We start from the raw sequence: 20,158 nt of genomic DNA, 5'->3' as shown, positions 1-20,158 counted from the left end.
TCGACGTTGCGGTCCACACCACGAGGTCCGGGGCCGGACCGTGATCGACTCACCGGCGTTGCCACTCCTGTGCCAGGAGTCGGTAGGAGCGCACCCGGTCGGCGTGGTCGTGAGTGATGGTGGTGATGACCAGTTCGTCGGCGCCGGTGGCCTCCTGGAGTTGTTCGAGCTGGTCCGCGACCCGCCCGGGCGAGCCGACGAACTGGGTGTCGACGCGGTCGGCGACCAGGGCCCGGTCCCCTTCGGTCCAGGCGTGGGCGCGGGCCTCGTCCGGGGTCGGGAAGGGGATGGCGCCCTCAGCGGTGCGGATGCTGCGGACCCACAGGCCGTAGCCGGTGGCGAGTTCGCGGGCGGTGTCGTCGTCCTCGGCGACGACGACGTCGGCGGAGACGCTGAGGTAGGGCTTGTCGAGGTGGTCGGACGGCAGGAACGCGGCGCGGTAGCCGTCGGCCGCCTCCAGTACGGTGGCCGGGCTGACGTGGTAGTTGGCGGCGAAGCGCAGGCCGTTGCGGCCTGCGACGTCGGCGCTCTGTCCGCCGCTGCTGCCGAGGATCCAGACCTCCAGGTCCGCGCCCTCGCCGGGCGAGGCGTGCGCCTCGGTCCCGTCCGTCGAGCGGTAGTCGCCGCGCAGGAGCGCGAGGATGTCGTCGACCTGTTCGCCGTAGTCCTGGGGGCGGGCGCCGGGCTGGTGGAGCAGTTGCTGCTGGAGCCGGAAGCGGGGGGAGCCGATGAGGTGCTCGAAGGAGAACCGGGGCGGGATCTTCAGGCCGTTGGGGGCGTGCCCGTCGACGACGGGGGTCGTGGCCGGCCGGGGGTCCGCCGGCTGCCCGGGGGGTCGGCCGCCGGAGCGGCCGAGACCCAGATCGAGCCGCCCGGGATGCAGGGCGTCGATCAGTCCGAACTCCTCGACGGTTGACAGGGCGGTGCGGTGACCGAGCTGCACGGCGCCGGAGCCGATCCTGATGGTGGAGGTGGCGGAGGCGGTCAGGGCCAGTACGACGGCGGGTGACGCTCCGGCCACGCCCGGGTTGAGGTGGTGCTCGGCGAACCAGTAGCGGGTGTAGCCGAACCGCTCGGCCTGCCGGGCCAGATCGATGGTGTTGCGCAGCGCCTGGGCGGCGGTGGCGCCCGACGGGATCGGGACGAGGTCGAGGACTCCGAGAGGGATGCCGGACATGGTCGGGTGGTGCTCCTCAGCGGTCGGTGGGCGCGGGCGCCGGTACGGAGGGGAGATCGAGCTGGGGTGCCGCGGCGACCGGAGTCCAGGGGAACGGCGGATCGGGGATCTCGCGGCGCAGCACCGGTGCGATCTCGGACTGGAAGAGTTCGAGCGAGGCCCGGTGCCGGGCGGGGGTGAGACCGCCGGCGTCGGCCTGGAGGTGGAGCACGCTGTGTCCGAACCGCTCGTGGTAGCGGTGCACCTTGTCGACGATCTGCTCCGGGCTTCCGATCAGCGCCGAGCTGCGTGCGACGAAGTCCTCCAGGGTGGCGAACACCGGCTCCAGGCCCAGGCTCTTCTGGAAGGCGAGCTGGCCCTCGAAGACCGGCCGGTACGCGGCGACGGCTTCCTGTGAGGTGCGGGCCGCGTGGTAGCCGGCGGTTCCCGCGCCGACGACGGCCCGAGCCGGGTCGTGGCCGTAGTGCTCCCAGCGCTCCCGGTAGTGGCGGACGAGTTCGGCGTACGGCTCGATGGGGTGGGTGACGTTGGCCGAGAAGAGCGGATCTCCGTAGCGGGCGGCGAGGTCGACCGATTCCCGGCTGGTCGCGCTGCCGTGCCAGACCCGTATGGGCTGCTGAAGGGGTCTCGGCCACACCTCGGCGTCGGTCAGCTCGGGGCGGTAGCGCGGGGAGGCGCTCACCTTGTCCTGCCGCCAGATGCGGCGGAACAGCTCATAGCTCTCGGCGTTGCGGTCCCACTGGTCCTCGGGCGTGACGTGGAACAGCTCGCGCTGGGCGGTGCCGTTGCCCTTGCCGATGATCAGGTCGAGGCGGCCCGCGGACAGGTGGTCCAGCGTCGCGTAGTCCTCGTACGCACGCACGGGGTCGAGCAGGCTGAGGGTGGTGACGGCGGTGAAGAGGCGGATCCGGGAGGTGAGCGCGGCGATGTGGCTGAGCACGACCGGTGGTGAGGAGGAGATGAACGGCCGCTCGTGGCGTTCGCCGACGCCGAAGCCGTCGAAGCCGAGTTCCTCGGCCAGCAGCGCGTTGTCGATCACCTCGCGGAAGCGCTCGCTGGTGGACTTCCGGATCCCGGTCACCGGGTCCGGGGCGTGCACGATGAGGGTGATGGCCAGGAACTTCACGACGCCACCCGGCGGGTCTCCGCGTCCGCCTCCGCGCGGGCGTCGGGGCGGGCCAGGCCGAGGTGGTCGCGGAGTGTGGTGCCCGTGTAGTCGTGGCGGAACACACCGCGTTCCTGGAGCAGCGGGACGACGGTGTCGGCGAACTCGTCGAGGCCGCCGGGGGTGAGGTGCGGGACCAGGATGAAGCCGTCGGCGGCGTCCGTCTGGACGAAGGCGTTGATGGTCTCGGCGACGGTGGCCGGGGAGCCGATGAACGTCTGGCGGCCGATGACCTCGATGACCAGTTCGCGGATCGACAGTTTCTCCGCGGCGGCGCGTTCGCGCCATTGCCTGGCCACGGCGAGCGGGTCGCGGAACGACCGGACACTGGCCCGGCCGCGGGCGACGGTGTGCTCGCCGGGGTCCGGGTCGATGTCGGGGAGCGGGCCGTCCGGGTCGTAGGCGGACAGGTCCCGGTTCCAGACGTGTTCGAGGTACGTGATCGCGGTCTGGCCGCTGACCTGCCGGCGTCGTACCTCCCGGGCCAGCTCCTGCGCCTCGGCGTCGGTGTCACCGAGGACGAAGGTCGCCGCGGGCAGGACGAGCAGTTCGTCGTGGGTTCGGCCGTGGCGGGCCAGACGGCCCTTGACGTCGGCGTAGAAGGCCCGGCCGGCCTCCAGGGTGCTGTGCCGGCTGAAGATGGCGTCGGCGTCCGCGGCGGCGAACTCGCGGCCTTCGTCGGAGTCGCCCGCCTGGAAGATCACCGGACGGCCCTGCGGGCTTCGCGGGACGTTGAACCGGCCGGCGATGTCGAAGTGCTGCCCCTGGTGGACGAAGGCTCCGGCTTGCGCGTCGTCGAGGAAGAGGCCGGATTCCCGATCGGCGACGATCGGGTCGCCGTGCCAGGAGTCGAACAGCTCGGTGGCGGTGGCCAGGAACTCCCTGGCCCTGGAGTAGCGCTGGTCCTCCGGCAGGAAGCCGCCGCGCCGGAAGTTCTCGCCGGTGAAGGCGTCCCAGGAGGTGACGACGTTCCAGGCGGCTCGTCCGCCCGACAGATGGTCCAGGCTGGCGAACTGGCGGGCCACCTCGTAGGGCTCGTTGAAGGTGGAGCTGATGGTGCCGGTCAGGCCGAGACGATCGGTGACGGCGGCGAGCGCGGACAGGACGGTGAAGGTATCGGGCCGCCCCACCACGTCCAGGTCGTATATCCGGCCGCCCTGTTCACGCAGCCGCAGCCCCTCGGCGAGGAACAGGAAGTCGAACTTGGCGCGTTCGGCGGTCCGCGCGAAGTGCGCGAACGAGCTGAACTCGATGTGGCTGCCGGCCCGCGGGTCGCTCCACACGGTGGTGTTGTTGACTCCGGGGAAGTGGGCCGCGAGATGGATCTGCTTCAGGGGCTTGCCGGTGGTCGGGGTGGTCGGGGTGGTCATGGTGGTACGACTCCTGCGGCTCAGACGGCGGCGGCGTAGCGGTTCGCGGGACGGGAGAGTCCGAGCAGCCCCCGGAGGGTGTCCGCCTCGTAGGCGTGTCGGAAAGCACCCCGGCGTTGGAGTTCGGGGACCAGGCCCCGTGTGATCTGTTCCAGGTCGTGGCCGATCGCTCCGGGGCGCAGGCGGAAGCCGCTCAGGCCCGCCTGGCGCAACTCGAGCAGACGGTCCGCCAGTTGCCTCGGCGTTCCCGTGAACACCTCGGCGTCGCTGGTGTACGTGTAGCCCGCGAGGCCGTCCAGGCGAGCCTTGCGGTACTCCGCCGCCGCGGGGTCGTCGTCCAGGAAGACCACCAGGTCGCCGAAGACGTGCAGCCGCTCCTCCGCCCGTCCTGCGGCGGCCTGGGCGGCACGGATCTCGGCGACGATGGCGCGGGCCCGTTCAGGGCCGTGCGGGGTGACGTACCCGATGTCGGCGCAAGCGCCCACCAGTTGGTACGGCACGCTGTCGTGCGCGAGCGCGCTGACGAGGGGCTGCCCTTGCGGGGGCCGAGGGGTGATCGAGGGGCCCTTGACGCTGAAGTGCCTGCCCTCGAAGTCGATGTGGTGCAGCTTGTCGCGGTCGATGAACCGCCCGGTGGCGATGTCACGGATCTCGGCGTCGTCCTCCCAGCTGTCCCACAGGCGGCGCACCACCTCGATGTGGTCGGCGGCCTCCTCGAAGAGCTCGGCGATCAGGTCCCGGCCGGCCGGGGTGTCCCGGTCCTCGAAGCGAAGGGGCGGGAAGGTACGGCGGCCGAAGTGCTCGGCCTCGTTCCGCCGTGCCGACACCTGGACACGCAGGCCCGCGCGGCCGGCGCTGACATGGTCCAGGGTGGCGATCGCCTTGGAGATGTGGAACGGCTCGGTGTGGGTCGCGACCACCGTCGGTACCAGCCCGATGTGCCGGGTCAGCGGTGCGACCCGGGCGGCGACGAGTACGGCGTCCAGCCGCCCGCGCACCTGGTCGGTGCGCTCGTCCGGCTCCGTGGGGTGCACGGACTGGAGTCCGAGCCCGTCCTCGAACGTCACGAAGTCGAGCAGGCCGCGTTCGGCCTCGGCCACGAGGCCGGCCCAGTATCCGGCGGTGAACAGGTCGTGGGGCCGCGCGTCCGGCTCGCGCCAGGCGGCCGGGTGCCAGCCGCTGCCGTCCAGCGCCACGGCGAGATGAAACGGGGGATGTGCGGACATGAGAAGCGGGCCTTCCTGGTCGACCGTATGGGGTCATCGGCCCTCGTGCGCAGGGCCCGATGGCGGGAAACGGATCAGGAACGACAGAGGGCGCCGGCCACCCGTTGCAGATCGGTGTGGGCGCGGGAGTACAGACGGACGCAGCCCCGCGCGACGAGAACCGCGTCCCACACCGTCACCTCCGCTCTTGCGGTGCTTGCCCTGCTCGGGCCGGGGCCTGCCGCACCGGGCACGGCGGTCCCCCATGTCCTCTGTCCTTGCAGCCTAGGCGGAGCCGGCCGGACGAAGATGGAGAGCGTGTTGCGGCTCCGTGAATCCGTCCGGGCGCCCGGCGGGAGGGTGGCGACCAGCTCGCCGACGGACGGCTACTGGCCGGTCTTCGGCAGACCGGGCGGGTTGATCGCGGACGTGGTGACGGCCTCGTCGGACAGGCCCCAGCGCTGAAGCACCTTGGCATACGTGCCGTTCTCGATGACGTGGTTGAGCGCGTCGGCGAGGGGCTTGGCCAGGCCGCTGTCCTTCCTGGTGGTGGCCGCGATGAGCCCCTGGAGGCCGGCCCCGGCACCGGAGTAGGTGCCGACGACCTCGGTCTTGCCGGTGGTGGCCGCGTGGTAGGCGGCGGTCGGGTTGGGGCCGAGGTAGAGGTCGATGCGGCCGGACTGGAGGGCGAGGTAGGTGTCGCTGTCGTTCTGGTAGTACTTGACGTCCACCGGCTTGCGTCCGGCCTTCTCGTTCTCCTTGCTCCACTCGACGAGCAGCTTCTCCTGGTTGGTACCGCTGCCCACGGCGACCCTCCTGCCCGCCGCGTCCGCGGGCCCGGTGATCTTCAGACCGCTGCCCTTCTTCGCCTCGAAGCCGAGGTTGTCCTCGCGGTAGGTGGCGAAGTCGTACTTCTCCTTGCGCTCCTCGGTGACGGTGATGTTGCTGAAGCCGACGTCGTACTTGGCACTGTCGAGACCGACGAAGATGTTCTCCCAGGAGACCGTGTTGATGTGCGGCTTGAGGCCGAGCACGTCGGCGACCAGATAGGCGATGTCGGGCTCGACGCCGATGACGGTCTTGTTGTCGGTGGCGAAGAAGGTCAGCGGCGCGGCCGAGCCGGAGGAGTCGACGATCTCCAGGGTGCCTCTCTTGCGGATCTCCTCCGGGACCTCGGCGGCTATCGCGTCGACCTTGCCGGTGGTGACGCGGTTCTGGTCGGGGCTCAGGTTGATCTTCACCGTGCCGCCCGACGCGGCCGCGACCTCGGTCGTACCGCCGTCGGAGGGGTTGCCGCACGCGGCGAGGACGAGGGCGGCCGTCAGCCCCAGCGCGGCGGCGGTGGTACGGCGGGTGATCGAGGTGGACATGGTCGTGCTCCTTGCCTGGAGGGGGTGGGGACGGTCAGAGGACCTTGGAGAGGAAGGCGCGGGTGCGCTCGTGCCGCGGGTCGTCGAGCACGGCCGCCGGCGGGCCCTGCTCCACGACGACACCGCCGTCCATGAACACCACGGTGTCGGCGACCTCACGGGCGAAGCCGATCTCGTGGGTCACGACGATCATGGTGGTGCCGGTGCCGGCCAGGTCCTTGATGACGTCGAGGACCTCGCCGACGAGTTCCGGGTCGAGCGCCGAGGTGGGCTCGTCGAAGAGCAGCACCTTGGGCTGGAGGGCGAGTGCGCGGGCGATGGCCACGCGCTGCTGCTGGCCGCCGGAGAGCTGCCGCGGATAGGCGGCGGCCTTGTCGGCGAGGCCGACGCGCTCGAGGAGCCGGCGAGCGGTCTCCTCCGCCTGCTTGCGCGGGCGGCGCAGCGCGGAGACGGGGGCCTCGGTCAGGTTGTCCAGCACGGTCAGGTGCGGGAAGAGGTTGAAGTTCTGGAAGACGAACCCGATGTGGGTTCGCTGCTTCAGGATGTCCTTCTCCTTCAGCTCGTGGAGCTTGCCGCCGGAGCGGCGGTAGCCGATGAGTTCGCCGTCGACGCCGATCCAGCCACGGTCGGCCTTCTCCAGGTGGTTGATGGTGCGCAGCAGGGTGGACTTGCCCGACCCCGATGGGCCGAGGATCACGGTGACCTCGCCGGCGCGGATCTTCAGGTCGACGCCGCGCAGCACTTCCAGCGTGCCGAAGCTCTTGTGCACGCCGTGGACGTCCACCATCACGCCGTCGGCGGCTGTCGCCTTCGCGTCCTTGACGCGCTTCGCGTCCTTGACGGCCGCGGTCACGTCGCTCATCGGCTCTCTCCCAGGGGCTTCAGGGGTACGACGGGCTGGTCGCGCCGTACGGCGACCGCGCGCAGGTCGCGGACGAATCGGCGGGCGCGCTGGAGCGGGGTGGGCGGCGGGGTGCGGTCGGCGCCTCGGGCGAAGTGGCGCTCCACGTAGTACTGCGCGAGCGACAGCAGGGTGGTGAGGAGCACGTACCAGGCGGTGGCGACGAGGAGCAGGGGGATGACCCGGCCGTTGCGGCCGTAGATCACCTGCACCTGGTAGAAGAGCTCGCCGATGGACATGACGTACACCACCGAGGTGCCCTTGAGCAGGCCGATGATCTCGTTGCCGGCCGTGGGCAGGATGGCGCGCATGGCCTGCGGCAGTACGATCCGGCGGATCTGACGCAGCCGGGGGATGCCGAGCGCCGCCGCTGCCTCCAGCTGCCCGTGGTCGACGGCGATGACGCCGCCGCGTACGATCTCGGCGGCGTAGGCGGCCTGATGCAGTGTGAGCCCGATGACGGCGGCGCCGATGGTGCCGATGAGGCTGTTGCTGTCCACGGACCAGAGCACCGGCCCGAAGGGGATGCCGATGCCCAACTGCTCGTACAGGGCACTCAGGTTGAACCAGAACACCAGCTGGACGATCATGGGGATGGACCGGAAGATCCAGATGTAGGACCAGGCGACGGTCTGCAGCACGGGACTGTGCGACAGCCTCATGAAGGCCAGGACGGTGCCGAGGAGAAAGCCGAGCACGGTGGCGTACGCGGTGAGCTGGAGGGTCACCCCCACCGCCTGGACGATCGTCTCGGACAGGAAGTAGGCGCGGAAGACGCCCCACTCCCAGACCGGGTTGGTGGCCAGCCCGTGCACGAACTGGGCGACCGGCACGATCACGGCGACAGCCGCCGTCCAGCGGGCGTAGTGGCGGGCGGGGACGACCTTGAGGGACGCCGGGTCGTCGGGAGCGGGCCTTGTTCCGGGGTCGGTGCGCGGGACGGCCGCGCCGGGTGGCGGGGCGGCGGGATCGGCGGTGAGAGCCATCGTGGTGTTCCTGCTCAACTCTTATGTGTGCTCGGGCGGATTGATCTGCGACGTGTCGATCGCGGAGGCGGTGGTGCCCCACTTCGTGAGGATCCGGGCGTACGCGCCGTTCTTGATCAGCTCGTTGACGGCGGCCTGGAACGCCTCGGTGAGCGGGGAGCCCTTCTTGAAGACGAAGCCGACGTCGAGGCGGTGGTACTCACCGAGGAAGGCGGTCTGCGCGGCGGGCTGCGCCGCCTGGTATCGCAGGCCGTTGATGGTCGACATGACGACGTCGATCCGGCCCTGCTGGAGCGCGGTGAGCGTCGCACCGTTCTCCGAGTAGACCTTGACGTCGTACGGCTTCTTGCCGGCCTTCGCGCACACGTCCTTCTTCGCGGTGAGGGTCGCCTCGAAAGTGGTGCCGGCTCCGGTGCCGATGGTCAGCCCGCACAGCTGGGTGAGGTCGGTGACCGCGGTCGTGAGTGCGGTGTTGCCCTTCTTCACCGCGAAGCCCTGGCCGTCGTTGATGTAGGTGACGAAGTCGACGGTCTTCAGGCGTTCGCTGGTGACGCCGAAGTTGCCGGTGCCGACGTCGTACTTGCCGCTGCCGAGGGCGGGCAGGATCGTCTCGAAGGAGGCGTCCTGGCGCTCCAGCTTCACGCCGAGGACCTTGGCCACCGCGTCGGCGATGTCGATGTCCTGGCCGGCGGGCGGTTTGTCCTGCCCTCCCCCACTCTCGGCTTCGCTCGAGCGGGGGGACCCCCATGGGTAGTACGCGCTGGGCGGGAATCCGATCGAGCTGCCGATCCGCAGCCTGCCGGCCTGGCGTACGTCGGCGGGCAGCAGGGCGGCGACGGAGTCCACTTTCCTGACGGCGGCGAGCGGGTCGTCGGTCGGCGCCGGGGATGCCTGAGCGCCTGCCGGGGTGGTGCCGGAGGGGTCGCCGGAGCCGCAGGCGGTCAGCGTGAGGAGGGGCAGCAGCGCGGCGGTGGTGGCGGCGATGCGCAGACGGCCCAGGCGTGTTCCGATGTCGCGGGCGCTCACAGGTGTGCTGCCTTTCCTTGGTGTGTCGCGGTTGCCGGCAGCTGTTTCTCGAAGGGCAGCGGGCCGATGGTCTCCGGGTCGGCCTCCGTGTCGAACAGCGGGGCGTAGCCGGTGGCCAGGTACAGGCCACGGGCCTCGGGCTGTCGCGGACCGGTGGTGAGGTAGATCCGCCGGTAGCCACGGGCGCTCGCCTCGCGCTCCAGTTCGGCGACGACACGTCGGGCGAGGCCCCTGCGCCGGTGGGCGGAGTGCGTCCAGATCCTCTTCAGCTCGGCCGTGGTCGCGTCGTACCGGCGGAAGGCGCCGCCCGCGACCGGCTCGCCGTGTTCGAGGAGCAGGAGCAGGGTGCCGCCGTGCGGGGCGGTGAACTCCTCGTCGGGGTAGCGGGAGATCTCGCCGTGCGCGTCCTTGCCGTAGCGCCGGGAGTACTCGTCGCCGAGTTCCCGCAGCAGGGGCCGCACTCGGGGGTCACCGACGGGGACACGGACCACCGCCGGTTCCGGGGTGTGCGCCATCACCTCACCGCCGCGAGGGTGCCGCGCGTCGCCCGCTCGGCGTCCCGCTTGGCGACCTCCTCGCGGACGATCGGGATCACGTACCGGCCGAAGTCGACGGCGTCGCCGAGGAGGTCGTAGCCGCGGGCGGAGAGGATGTCGACGCCGAGGTCGTAGTAGTCGAGGAGCGCCTGGGCGATCGTCTCGGGGGTGCCGACCAGGGCATTGGAGTTGCCGGCCCCTCCGGTCGCGGCGGCGGTCGGCGTCCACAGCGCGCGGTCGTAGCGCTCCCCCGCCTCGGCGATGGCGATCAGCCGCTGCGAGCCGGTGTTTTCCGGTGCGCCACTGCGGTGGTGCCGTACGAGACCGGCCTCGCGCCTCTTCCGAATGGCACCGAGGGTGCGGTGGGCCTTCTCCCAGGCCAGTTCCTCGGTCGGGGCGATGATCGGGCGGAACGCCACCTGGATACGGGGAACGTCCGTGCGGCCCGCGGCCTTCGCGGCGGCCTTCACGGCCTCGATCTGCTCGGCGGTCTCGGCAAGGGGCTCGCCCCACAGGCAGAAGATGTCGGCCTCGGCTCCCCCGGCCTCGTACGCGGCGGGCGACGAGCCGCCGAAGGACACGTCGGGACGGGGCTGTTGGGCGGGGAAGACGTCGCTGACGAAGTCGTGGAAGCGGTAGTGCTCGCCCTCGTGGTCGAAGGGCTCGTGGGTGGTCCAGATCTTCTTGACGATCCGGATGTACTCGCGGGTGCGGGCGTAGCGCTCGTCCTTGGTGAGGGTGTCGCCCTCGCGCCCCTGTTCGTGATCGTTGCCGCCGGTGATGAAGTGCACGGTCAGCCTGCCCTCGCTGATCTGGTCCAGCGTGGCGAAGGTCTTTGCGGCGAAGGTGGGGTACGAGACGTTGGGCCGGTGGGCGAGGAGGATCTGGAGACGGTCCAGCCGGCTCGCGACGTACGCGGCGGCCGGCGCGGGATCGGCCGAGCCGGAACCGTAGGCGAACAGGACCCGGTCCCAGCCGTGGTCCTCGTGCGCCCGGGCGAGCCGAAGCGTGTACTCCTTGTCGAAGGCGGCGCCGGAGCGCGGGGTGGTTTCGGAGCCGTCATGGGTGGCGGCGATGCCAAGGAACTCCACGGGCATGGGAGATGGCCTTTCTCAGGTCCTTCGGTCCGTGCCGCGGACAGGGGCGCGGACCGGGCACGGCGAAGCAGGGCAGCCTTCGGCGCGGCCGGTGCAGCGCTTCAGGGTGCCGGGAAACAGGTCGTGAGCAGATGTGACGACGCCGGGGGCTGGGGCCCTTGGACAAGGGGGCGGCGGCAGCGCGTGTCAGGTCTCCCGCAGGACCGCCCGTACGCGGACTCGGCGCGTGCCGAGCATCTGCGTACAACGGTGCTGAGAGGGAGGGAACTCGGCCCGCGACGGGGTCACCGAGGGAGGGAAGGGCCGGTCAGACGGCCCGCTGCCGTGTCAGGCGCAACACGCCGCGGACCACACCCGACCGAAGTCGATGTGGTCACGGGTGACCAGGCGCTGCTCGGCATTCATGCGACCCATTGAGCAGCACATCGTGCTTCTCGTCAACCACGGCCCGGATGCCGGACCTGCGTGGGGCGGTCCCGGGGGTTGGTGTGGTTGACACCTGCGAGCGGTGCGCCCGTACGATCGGGACCGGATCGGCTCCGCGCGAGCGGCGGCCGTCCGGCCGTGTTGAGGGACGCGGCGAGTGTGACGACGCCGGAAGCCGGCCACCACCCAGTGCCCCGCGCCGTGCCTGCCCGGAGTCCGCGCATGTGCGCCGCCGGGTGGTCACCTCCGCCCGCACCTCCTCCCTCACCTGGAGAGCCTCTGATGGCTTCGCCGTCCGACGTCCACCGCACCTCCCCCGTCTCCGTATCCGTCCTCCCGCCCGCACGGCACCCGAGCGTCCCCGGCGGCCAGGACGCCGAGGCCGATCTCCCGCGGATCGTGCCGCGCCGCCACGTCGGCCGCCGGCTGGCGGCCGCCGCCGCGCTGCTGCTCTTCGCCATGGTGGTCAACTCCGTCGTCCGCAACCGCGCCTTCCAGTGGGATGTGGTCGGCGGCTACTTCACCACCGCCGCCGTGCTGGACGGGCTGCTCCTCACCCTGTGGCTGACCGGCGCGGTGATGGTGCTCGGTTTCCTGCTCGGCACCCCGCTGGCCGTGATGCGGCTGTCCGCCAACCCCGTACTGCGCACGCTGAGCTGGGGCTATGTGTGGATCTTCCGATCCACCCCGCTGCTGGTGCAGCTGCTGTTCTGGTTCAACATCGGCGCGCTCTACCCTACGCTCGGCCTCGGCATCCCCTTCGGGCCCGAGTTCGTCACCGTCAAGACGGTCAACCTGCTCGGCCCCACTTTCACCGCCGTCATCGGCCTGACCCTGCACGAAGCCGCCTACGCCGCAGAGGTGGTGCGCGGCGGCATCCTCTCGGTCGACGCCGGCCAGACGGAGGCCTCCCAGGCCCTCGGCATCGGCAGGCCGCGCACCCTGCTCCGGATCGTCATCCCGCAGGCGATGCGCTCCATCGTCCCGACCGCGGGGAACATGCTGATCGGCACCCTGAAGGGCACCAGCATCGTCAGCGTCCTGGCCGTGCACGACCTGCTGTACTCGGTACAGCTGGTCTACAACCAGACGTACCAGGTCATCCCGCTGCTGATGGTGGCCACCCTCTGGTACATCACCGTCACCTCCGTGCTCAGCGCCGGGCAGTTCTACGTCGAGCGCCACTACGCACGCGGCTCCGCCCGCGCGCTGCCGCCCACCCCCTTGCGGCGGATCAGGGTCCGGCTGGCCGGTGTGCGCGCCCGGCTGGAGAGGGCGACCGTGCGACGCGGATGATGAACGGCACACTTCAGGCGCGTGTCGGGAAATTCCGAATACGTGACGGCACCGTTTCCCGCATTGACGTGGCTGGTTCCCGCTGCCAGCCTCGTCGGCGTGAGCCGGTCGGCGAGACGCCATCCATCCACTGCACCAGGAGGAGGGACGCATGAGCGTCCATGACACCCCCGACGCCCGCACCAGCACCGCCGACGTACCGGATCCGGAGGTCTTCGCCGCGGAATGGGAGGAATGGCACCGGAACAAGGACGCCCGGCTCGCCTCGGAGCACGGCTTCCTCGCGGTGACCGGTCTGCACTGGCTCTCCCCCGAGCCCCAGAGCTTCCCCGGCGTGCCGGGGACCTGGTCGACGGGACCCGAAGGCGTCGCCGTGGAGCTCGACGAGGGAACAGAACTCGTCGTCGAGGGCGAGGCGGTGCGCAAGCGGCACCTTTTCGGCGTCATTCCGGAGCGCGGCGGCGTCGACGCCGTCTGGGGCGACACCGTGATCGAGGTCGCCAAGCGCGGCGGCCACGACGTGGTCCGGCCGCGGCACCCCGACCACCCGCTCAGGGTCGCCTTCACCGGCACACCCGCGTACGCGCCCGATCCCCGCTGGGTGGTCACCGGCCGCTACGAAGCCTTCGCCGAGCCGCGACCGACCACGGTGGGCGCCTCCGTCGAGGGCCTCCGGCACGTGTACGACGCTCCCGGCCGGATCCTCTTCCGGCTGGGCGGGCAGGAGTTGGCCCTGACCGCGTTCAACGGGCACGCGCCCGGGAGCCTCACGGTGCTGTTCACCGACGAGACCTCGGGCGTCACCACGTACGCGGCCAACCGCCAGCTCGGCGTGGCCGCGCCCGGGCCCGACGGCACGGTGGTGCTCGACTTCAACCGCGCCACCAACCTGCCCTGTGCCTACACCGACTTCGCGACCTGCCCGCTGCCGCCGGCCGAGAACCGGCTCCCCGTCGCGATCGAGTCCGGCGAGAAGATCCCCCGCGAGCGCGGCCCGGTCTTCTAGGTCGTCTCTTTCGGATCTTGCCGGTCAAGCCCGCGTCGTCCGGTGCCGTGCATCGGCGTGTTGGCGGGGCGCCCTTGTACTGGACGTACTCGGGTGTACCGCCAACGCGGCGAGGTGCGGTGCTGGGCGGCGCGGGTCAGGCAAGATCCGGAAGAGCCGGCCTAGTGCTCTGACCGGGAAGGTTCGCCGGGTTGAGTAGGCTCAGCCCGGCGTTGGAAGAGGAGGGCAGGTATGACGCGGAGACCGTCGGTGGATGAGGCCGTGGGACTGCTGGAGGGTGAACTGGGTCCCCGAGCCTTTGCCGATCCGGTCCCGGAAGACGTCTGGTTTGCCTTCCTTCGTTTCGGCCGTCAGCTGTTCCACGTCCCGGACACACCCGATGCCGACGGCCTTCTGTTCCAGTACGGGACCTACGCGTTCGACGGTCCTGCGACGTTCATGCTGGACCTCACCCGACAGTTCGAGGTCTCCGACAGCGACGGTGATCACGACCACTACGTGCAGGTCCACTGCGAGCTCCGATACGGACTCACCCCTGCCTTGGAGGCCCTGGGAAGCTTCCACTCGTGGTTCTTCCACGATGCCGGAGCAGACCTCGAAGAATGGGCCCAAGTGCTGACCGAACAGGCAGTGTGGACCACAATCCGCGAACTCAAGCCGGCTGAGATCAGGGTGTACCAAGAGCGGGTGTAGCTGCTCAGGCCACCATCGTGGTGGGACGCCCTCCCCAACGGATGCCTTTCTCGCTTCGTATGCGGGCGCGTTCGCGTCGCTGGGCGGCGAGGACGTCGGGATGGCGGGCGTTGTTGTTGCGCCAGCGCAGGTAGGCGTGGAGAGTCCGGGTCTGGACGGTGTGGTTGGGGTGGTGGGAGTTGGCCAGGGTGAACTGCCGCAGCGGCCCGAAGTGAGCCTCGATGGGGTTCGCCCAGGAGGCATAGGTCGGCGTGAAACAGAGCTCGACCCTGTTCCGGGCCGCCCACCTGCGGATTCTCCAGTTCAGGTGGGCGGAGAGATTGTCGAGGATGACGTAGATCGGGCCGCCGTCGGGTCGGGCGGCGCGGATCGAACGCAGGGCTGACCAGGTGTGGTCGATGCCTTTGCGCCTTCGGTTGATGCCCCACAGCTCGTCGTCGCCAACCGAGTAGCAGCCGTGGAAGTAGGTAATCCCGTGGGTACGCCGATAAGTGGCCGGCAGTCGGTCGGGCTTGCGCTGCTCAGCCCAGCAGGAGCCAGCGGTGGGGCGGATGCCCAGGGGGCCGAATTCGTCGAAGGCGAAGGTGCGGTCGGGACGTTCGTTGATCGCGTACTCGATGCGGGCGAGCTTGGCGTCGAAGTCCGGATCCGGTGAATCCTTCCAGGTCTTCGTCCGCTGGAAGGAGATCCCTCGGCGGGCCAGGAGGCAGCGAAGGGCTTCACGGCCGATCTGGACCGGTCGGAGAATGTTGCGCCGCAGGTGATCAGCGAGTTTGCGGATCGACCAGCGTGTGAAGGGCTTGCCCAGTGCGGTCGGGCGGGTGGTGGCCGTCTGGACGACGAAGTCCTCGTCGTCACGATTGAGAAGGCGGGGACGGCCTCCCGCCCACTGAGGGTCCAGGCATGCGAGCCCGATCTCGTTGAACCGGTGGATCACATCACGGACGGTGTCCTCGTCCGCCTGCACCAGGCGCGCGATCACCGGAACCGAACTACCGCTGGCCGAGGCCAGCAGCATCATCGCTCGGCGAAACCGCACCGAGCTCGTGCTGCCCCGCCGAACGATCTGCTGCAGTTTCTGGCCCTCCTGCTCGGTCAGCCCGCGGACCCTGACCGGTAACGCCATACCCGTCTCCCCATGCCAGTCGACGTCACCACATCCGACCAGCACAACGAGCAACCCGGCAAACCTTCCCGGTCAGAGCACTAGCCGGGGCCGGCGGAAGGTGCCGGCTCGGATCGTTGCCGCGGCGTGACGGCGTCACGGCGGCCTCGTGGCGATGCCGTCCGCCTGCGGCCGGAGCCGCCCGGCAGCGCCTGACATCCCGGGGACGGCCCTGCCGCTGGTTGTGCGGGGCCGCCCCCCGTCTCTGCCAAGGGGAGGTTCCGCATGAGCATTTCCAGCATCCTCAGCGTCGACGAGGCCGAGCCACGGCTGCCCGAACTGAACGTGGTCGACGTCCGCACTCCCGGCGAGTTCGCCTCCGGCCACGTGCCGAGCGCCGTCAATGTTCCCCTGGAGCGCGTCGAGGGCAGCCTGGCCGAGCTGTGGAGCGCCGCCGAGAGCGGACCGCTGCTCCTGGTGTGCGCCTCCAGCGCCCGCTTCGAGAAGGGCGCTGCGGTCCTCGCCTCCCACAGGATCCCGGCGGCGAGCCTCACCGGCGGCCCCCGGGCATGGGCCGCCGCCGGTCACCGGCTGGCTGGTGTTCTCGGCGCTCACCGACACCTGTGGCATGGCGGTGGCCCTCGGCCGACTTCCCTTCAACCGGCGCCGCGCGGCCCCTCACGGGTGACCCGCGCCGCCGAGGCATGGCGCTACACAACTCGACTGACGGAGTACGTGAGCGCGGTACGCGCGCACGTCGAGGCCGTGCCGCCGGGCCAGGCCAGGACCGAAGCCGAGGCGTGGACCCGCTGGGCAGCAGCCAGCGTGGAACGCCTCGACCCGCTGAGCACGCCGCCCCGACTGCGCGATATCCCCGAACCGCGAGCCGACGACCTGAAGCCCTTCCTCGGGCGCTGGGGCCCCTACGGCCCCTGACACGCCGCCCGACCGAAGTCCCACCCAGCGTCACGGGGCGTCAGCACCAAGAGGTGTGACGGCGAGTTCAGCCGACGGCTTGGCGGCCGCCCGCCCCTTCGGGAGCCCATTGACCACCCGGCCGCGGGGTTCGTCGGTGGCCGCCAAACCGTACATGACGTCCTGCCAGAAACGTCGCTGCTCGTGCGTCCAGAGAGAAACAGCAGGTCAGCGGCCCTTTTCAGTAGGCTCAAGGATCGCCACGCACTCCACGTGGTGGGTCATCGGGAAGAGGTCGAAGACGCGGAGGGTGCGGGGCTTGTAGCCGGCTTCGGCGAAGTAGGCCAGGTCTCGGGCCAGGGCTGCCGGGTCGCACGCGACGTAGGCGATGCGGCGGGCCGAGAGGGAGGCCACGTGGCGGACCGTCTGCTTGCCGGCGCCGGCGCGCGGGGGGTCCAGGACGACCAGGTCGCACTCCGTGATGCCGGTGCGCGGGAGGACGGATTCGACCTTGCCCTGTTCGATGCGGACGCGGGGGAAGTCGGCGAGGTTGTGCCGGGCGTCCTCCACCGCGCGCTTCGTCGACTCGATGCCCAGGACGGCTCCCGTTTCGCCCAGGCGCTCGGCCAGGGCTCCCGCGAAGATGCCGACGCCGCAGTAGAGGTCGAGGGCCATCTCGCCCTTGCGCGGCATCAGGCCCTGCATCACGGCCTTGATCAGGGTGTCGGCGGCCTGGGGGTGGACCTGCCAGAAGCCGCCCATGCCGACGCGGTACGTGCGGCCGTCGGCGCGCTCGCGGACGAAGGGGCGGCCGTGGACCCGGTGCACGCCGCCGTCCTTCTCCTCGACGCGGAGGACCGAGACCGGCTTGTCGAGCTCGACCAGCGGGAGGCGGCCGCCGGGGCGGGGGGTGAGGACCACCTGGCGGTCCTGGGAGCCGGTCGCGGCGATGGCCTCGACCGTCGCCATCTGCGGCCACTCGCGCTTCTCGATGCCGAGTTCCGAGACGCCCGGCGCGGCGATCATGCAGTGGTCGATCCGCTCGATGTCGTGCGAGCGGTGCTTGCGCAGGCCCGGGTGGCCCTCGGCGTCGACGGCGTACTGGACGCGGGTGCGCCACTGCGGGACCTGGCCCGCCGGGAGCTTGTCGCCCTCCGCCGGGACCACGGTGCCGTCCCAGCCGGCCTGCTCGGGCGTGAGCCCGGCCAGGCGGCGCAGCTGCTCGGCGACGACCTCGCCCTTGAGCCGGCGCTGGGCGCCCGGCTTGGCGTGCTGCCAGTCGCAGCCGCCGCACTTGCCGGGGCCGGAGTACGGGCAGGGGGCCTCGACGCGGTCCTTGGACGCCTCCACCACCCGCACGGCGTCCGCGCGCAGGAAGCGGGAGTCCGTCTCGCCCTCGGTGACCTTGGCGACGACCTTCTCGCCGGGCAGGGCGTGGCGCACGAAGAGGACGCGGCCGTCGGCGGTCCGGGCGATGCAGTGGCCGCCGTGCGCGACGGGGCCGACCTCGACCTCGTACTCCTCCCCGACCAAGGACTGCTTCTCGTTCTGCTCGGGGAGGGTCATGGCGGGGAGTGCTCCAAGGTTCAGGGTTCAGAGTCCAAGGCGAAGGCCGGACGGTCGACCCATCAGTCTACGTGGGTTCCGTCCGGCCGTTCACCATCGCTGCTGCGGCTACTTCGCCGCGCGGTCCTTCGGGCGGGGCGTGTCCACCGGGCCGCGGCGGACGGCGCCCGGGGCGTTCCATTCCTGCCGCTTCTTCGCCCGCCGCTTGGCGAGCTCCGAGGACTCCAGCTGGTACGGGACGGAGGTGACCATCACGCCGGGCGTGAACAGCAGGCGGCCCTTGAGGCGCAGGGCGCTCTGGTTGTGCAGCAGGTGCTCGTACCAGCGGCCGACGACGTACTCCGGGATGTACACGCTGACCGCGTCGCGCGGGTTCTCGGTGCGCAGGCCCTTGACGTACTCCACCACCGGGCGGGTGATCTCGCGGTACGGGGAGTCCAGGATCTTGAGCGGTACGTTGATGCCGCGCCGCTCCCACTCGTCGCGCAGGGCCTTGGTCTCGGCCGGGTCGACGCTGATGCTGAGCGCCTCGAGGGTGTCGGAGCGGGTCAGCTTGGCGAAGGCCAGGGCGCGCAGCGTGGGCTTGTGCACCTTGGAGACCAGGACGATGGAGTGGACGCGGGACGGACGGACGCTGTCGTCGCTGGGGCCCTCCGCGGCGGCGATCTCCTCGGCGACGCGGTCGTAGTGCTTCCGGATCGCGGTCATGGTGCCGTAGAAGATCAGCATGCCGAGCAGGGCGACCCAGGCGCCGTGCGTGAACTTGGTCGCGAGGACGACGACCAGCACGAGCCCGGTGAAGATCGCGCCGAAGGTGTTGATCGCGCGGGAGCGGAACATCCGGCGCCGTGCGGCCTGGTCGGTCTCGGTCTTCAGGTGGCGGTTCCAGTGCCGGACCATGCCGATCTGGCTCAGCGTGAAGGAGACGAAGACGCCGACGATGTAGAGCTGGATCAGCCGGGTCGAGTCGGCGTCGTAGATCCACACGAGCAGCATGGCGGCGCCGGCGAGCAGCACGATGCCGTTGGAGAAGGCGAGCCGGTCACCGCGGGTGTGCAGCTGGCGCGGCAGGTACCGGTCCTGGGCCAGGATCGAACCGAGCAGCGGGAAGCCGTTGTACGCGGTGTTCGCCGCCAGGAACAGCACGAGCGCGGTGGCGGTCGCGAGCACGATGAACGGGAAGCTGCCGTGGCCGAAGACGGCCTCGGCCACCTGGGAGATCACCGGGTTCTGGACGAACTCGGGGCCGACCGGGACCCCGCCTGCGAGCAGGTTCTCGGCCGGGTTCTCGGCCATCCGCACGTCGGTGGCCAGGGCCAGGCCGATGATGCCGCAGAACATGGTGACCGCCAGGCCGCCCATCAGCAGCAGCGTGGTGGCGGCGTTCTTGCTCTTGGGCTTGCGGAAGGCGGGCACGCCGTTGCTGATGGCCTCGACGCCGGTGAGGGCGGCACAGCCGGAGGAGAAGGCCCGCAGGAGCAGGAAGACCAGCGCGAAGCCGGCCAGCCCCTGGTGCTCGGCCTTGATCTCCAGGTGGGCGGTCGGGGACTGCATGGTGTCGCCCTGGACGAGGCCGCGCCAGGCACCCCAGGCGATCATGACGAAGACCGCGCCGACGAACACGTAGGTCGGGATCGCGAAGAGCTTCCCGGATTCCTTCACGCCGCGCAGATTCATCAGCGTGAGCAGCAGAATCATGATCATCGCCGAGAGCACCTTGTGCTCGATGACGAAATCCACGGCGGAGCCGAGATTCTCCACTCCGGAGGAGATCGACACGGCGACGGTCAGGACGTAGTCGACGAGCAGGGCGCTCGCGACGGTCAGGCCGGCCTTGGGCCCGAGGTTGGTGTTGGCGACCTCGTAGTCGCCGCCGCCGCTGGGGTACGCGTGCACGTTCTGCCGGTAGGAGGCGACGACGGTGAACATCAGCACGACGACCGCGAGGGCGATCCAGGGGCTGAAGTGGTACGCCGACACACCCGCGATGGACAGGACCAGCAGGACCTCGCCGGGGGCATATGCCACGGAGGAGAGCGGGTCGGAGGCGAAGACGGGGAGGGCGATCCGCTTGGGGAGCAGGGTTTCCCCGAGGCGGTCGCTGCGCAGCGCCCGGCCGATCAGGATCCGTTTGGGCACGTCGGTCAGTTTGGACACGGGAAGGATCGTAAGCGTTCGAAATCCGGCTGACGAACCCCCCGCCGGTATTCCGCGGCATTCCCTCGCCCACTGCGCCGCAAGAGGTCACAAGGGTGACCACCCGTGTGTAGCTTGGGCCATGGTCTGAGACCCTGTTAAGCCAGAGATGCAATGAGGCT

Annotated in this window: 17 protein-coding genes and 1 pseudogene; 5 read left to right on the top strand and 13 right to left on the bottom strand. The window is 70.5% G+C overall.

The window, feature by feature from the left end:
• Positions 1–49: 49 nt before the first annotated feature.
• From AB0953_RS23800 to AB0953_RS23755, 10 genes are all read right to left on the bottom strand, one after another.
• Positions 50–1,177, bottom strand: a complete 1,128-nt coding sequence (locus AB0953_RS23800; RefSeq protein ID WP_366861556.1) for an LLM class flavin-dependent oxidoreductase — start codon at positions 1,175–1,177, stop codon at positions 50–52.
• 16 nt (positions 1,178–1,193) lie between these two features.
• Positions 1,194–2,303: an LLM class flavin-dependent oxidoreductase gene (locus tag AB0953_RS23795; protein ID WP_366861555.1), complete on the bottom strand. Its 1,110-nt coding sequence runs from the start codon at positions 2,301–2,303 to the stop codon at positions 1,194–1,196.
• Complete coding sequence (locus AB0953_RS23790) at positions 2,300–3,712, bottom strand: NtaA/DmoA family FMN-dependent monooxygenase (RefSeq protein WP_366861554.1); 1,413 nt, start codon at positions 3,710–3,712, stop codon at positions 2,300–2,302. Before AB0953_RS23790 ends, AB0953_RS23795 begins: the two co-directional genes overlap by 4 nt.
• Before the next feature lie 20 nt (positions 3,713–3,732).
• Entirely contained in the window at positions 3,733–4,938 is a 1,206-nt protein-coding gene (locus tag AB0953_RS23785) for an LLM class flavin-dependent oxidoreductase (protein WP_366861553.1), read from the bottom strand.
• 365 nt (positions 4,939–5,303) lie between these two features.
• A complete protein-coding gene (locus AB0953_RS23780) occupies positions 5,304–6,287 on the bottom strand; it encodes an ABC transporter substrate-binding protein (protein ID WP_366861552.1) in 984 nt (327 codons plus the stop codon).
• 34 nt (positions 6,288–6,321) lie between these two features.
• The gene (locus AB0953_RS23775) at positions 6,322–7,074 is read right to left on the bottom strand and encodes an amino acid ABC transporter ATP-binding protein (protein ID WP_366861589.1); all 753 of its coding nucleotides are present in this window, start codon (positions 7,072–7,074) and stop codon (positions 6,322–6,324) included.
• Positions 7,075–7,145: 71 nt separating this feature from the next.
• On the bottom strand, positions 7,146–8,174 hold the full coding sequence (locus AB0953_RS23770) for an amino acid ABC transporter permease (RefSeq protein WP_366861551.1): 1,029 nt from the start codon (positions 8,172–8,174) through the stop codon (positions 7,146–7,148).
• Between the two features lie 21 nt (positions 8,175–8,195).
• Entirely contained in the window at positions 8,196–9,173 is a 978-nt protein-coding gene (locus AB0953_RS23765) for an ABC transporter substrate-binding protein (protein WP_366861587.1), read from the bottom strand.
• Positions 9,174–9,196: 23 nt separating this feature from the next.
• Positions 9,197–9,715, bottom strand: coding sequence for a GNAT family N-acetyltransferase (locus AB0953_RS23760; RefSeq protein ID WP_366861550.1), 519 nt, complete (start codon positions 9,713–9,715; stop codon positions 9,197–9,199).
• Positions 9,715–10,833 carry an LLM class flavin-dependent oxidoreductase gene (locus tag AB0953_RS23755; RefSeq protein ID WP_366861549.1) on the bottom strand — a complete coding sequence of 373 codons (1,119 nt, stop codon included), beginning with the start codon at positions 10,831–10,833 and terminating at the stop codon, positions 9,715–9,717. The genes AB0953_RS23760 and AB0953_RS23755 overlap by 1 nt, the downstream gene beginning before the upstream one ends.
• A 708-nt stretch (positions 10,834–11,541) precedes the next feature.
• Between AB0953_RS23755 and AB0953_RS23750 the strand changes: the two genes are divergently transcribed.
• From AB0953_RS23750 to AB0953_RS23740, 3 genes are all read left to right on the top strand, one after another.
• Positions 11,542–12,555 (top strand): amino acid ABC transporter permease, encoded by a 1,014-nt coding sequence (locus AB0953_RS23750; RefSeq protein ID WP_366861548.1) that lies wholly within the window; start codon positions 11,542–11,544, stop codon positions 12,553–12,555.
• A gap of 151 nt (positions 12,556–12,706) precedes the next feature.
• Positions 12,707–13,561 carry a DUF1684 domain-containing protein gene (locus AB0953_RS23745; RefSeq protein WP_366861547.1) on the top strand — a complete coding sequence of 285 codons (855 nt, stop codon included), beginning with the start codon at positions 12,707–12,709 and terminating at the stop codon, positions 13,559–13,561.
• A 261-nt stretch (positions 13,562–13,822) separates the two neighbouring features.
• Positions 13,823–14,254, top strand: coding sequence for a hypothetical protein (locus AB0953_RS23740; RefSeq protein ID WP_366861546.1), 432 nt, complete (start codon positions 13,823–13,825; stop codon positions 14,252–14,254).
• 4 nt (positions 14,255–14,258) lie between these two features.
• Here the strand turns inward: AB0953_RS23740 and AB0953_RS23735 are convergent, their stop codons facing one another.
• The gene (locus tag AB0953_RS23735) at positions 14,259–15,380 is read right to left on the bottom strand and encodes an IS630 family transposase (RefSeq protein WP_366861545.1); all 1,122 of its coding nucleotides are present in this window, start codon (positions 15,378–15,380) and stop codon (positions 14,259–14,261) included.
• Between the two features lie 264 nt (positions 15,381–15,644).
• Here AB0953_RS23735 and AB0953_RS23730 point away from each other — a divergent pair.
• Positions 15,645–16,047 (top strand): annotated as a pseudogene (locus tag AB0953_RS23730) (rhodanese-like domain-containing protein).
• A 47-nt stretch (positions 16,048–16,094) separates the two neighbouring features.
• Positions 16,095–16,295: a hypothetical protein gene (locus AB0953_RS23725; protein ID WP_366861544.1), complete on the top strand. Its 201-nt coding sequence runs from the start codon at positions 16,095–16,097 to the stop codon at positions 16,293–16,295.
• Positions 16,296–16,502: 207 nt separating this feature from the next.
• Here the strand turns inward: AB0953_RS23725 and AB0953_RS23720 are convergent, their stop codons facing one another.
• Positions 16,503–17,840 carry a TRAM domain-containing protein gene (locus AB0953_RS23720; RefSeq protein WP_366861543.1) on the bottom strand — a complete coding sequence of 446 codons (1,338 nt, stop codon included), beginning with the start codon at positions 17,838–17,840 and terminating at the stop codon, positions 16,503–16,505.
• A 108-nt stretch (positions 17,841–17,948) separates the two neighbouring features.
• Positions 17,949–19,997, bottom strand: a complete 2,049-nt coding sequence (locus AB0953_RS23715) for an APC family permease (RefSeq protein ID WP_366861542.1) — start codon at positions 19,995–19,997, stop codon at positions 17,949–17,951.
• Positions 19,998–20,158: the final 161 nt, after the last annotated feature.

Source organism: Streptomyces sp. NPDC046866 (assembly GCF_040704625.1).
Classification (GTDB): domain Bacteria; phylum Actinomycetota; class Actinomycetes; order Streptomycetales; family Streptomycetaceae; genus Streptomyces.
Note: the sequence above shows the minus strand (reverse complement) of the source record. Positions and strands in the feature narration are given on the sequence as shown.

Coding starts and splice junctions, on each gene's coding strand:
- AB0953_RS23800 (WP_366861556.1), bottom strand. CDS start 1,177: ATGTCCGGCATCCCTCTCGGAGTCCTCGACCTCGTCCCGATCCCGTCG.
- AB0953_RS23790 (WP_366861554.1), bottom strand. CDS start 3,712: ATGACCACCCCGACCACCCCGACCACCGGCAAGCCCCTGAAGCAGATC.
- AB0953_RS23785 (WP_366861553.1), bottom strand. CDS start 4,938: ATGTCCGCACATCCCCCGTTTCATCTCGCCGTGGCGCTGGACGGCAGC.
- AB0953_RS23780 (WP_366861552.1), bottom strand. CDS start 6,287: ATGTCCACCTCGATCACCCGCCGTACCACCGCCGCCGCGCTGGGGCTG.
- AB0953_RS23775 (WP_366861589.1), bottom strand. CDS start 7,074: ATGGTGGACGTCCACGGCGTGCACAAGAGCTTCGGCACGCTGGAAGTG.
- AB0953_RS23770 (WP_366861551.1), bottom strand. CDS start 8,174: ATGGCTCTCACCGCCGATCCCGCCGCCCCGCCACCCGGCGCGGCCGTC.
- AB0953_RS23760 (WP_366861550.1), bottom strand. CDS start 9,715: ATGGCGCACACCCCGGAACCGGCGGTGGTCCGTGTCCCCGTCGGTGAC.
- AB0953_RS23755 (WP_366861549.1), bottom strand. CDS start 10,833: ATGCCCGTGGAGTTCCTTGGCATCGCCGCCACCCATGACGGCTCCGAA.
- AB0953_RS23750 (WP_366861548.1), top strand. CDS start 11,542: ATGGCTTCGCCGTCCGACGTCCACCGCACCTCCCCCGTCTCCGTATCC.
- AB0953_RS23745 (WP_366861547.1), top strand. CDS start 12,707: ATGAGCGTCCATGACACCCCCGACGCCCGCACCAGCACCGCCGACGTA.
- AB0953_RS23735 (WP_366861545.1), bottom strand. CDS start 15,380: ATGGCGTTACCGGTCAGGGTCCGCGGGCTGACCGAGCAGGAGGGCCAG.
- AB0953_RS23720 (WP_366861543.1), bottom strand. CDS start 17,840: ATGACCCTCCCCGAGCAGAACGAGAAGCAGTCCTTGGTCGGGGAGGAG.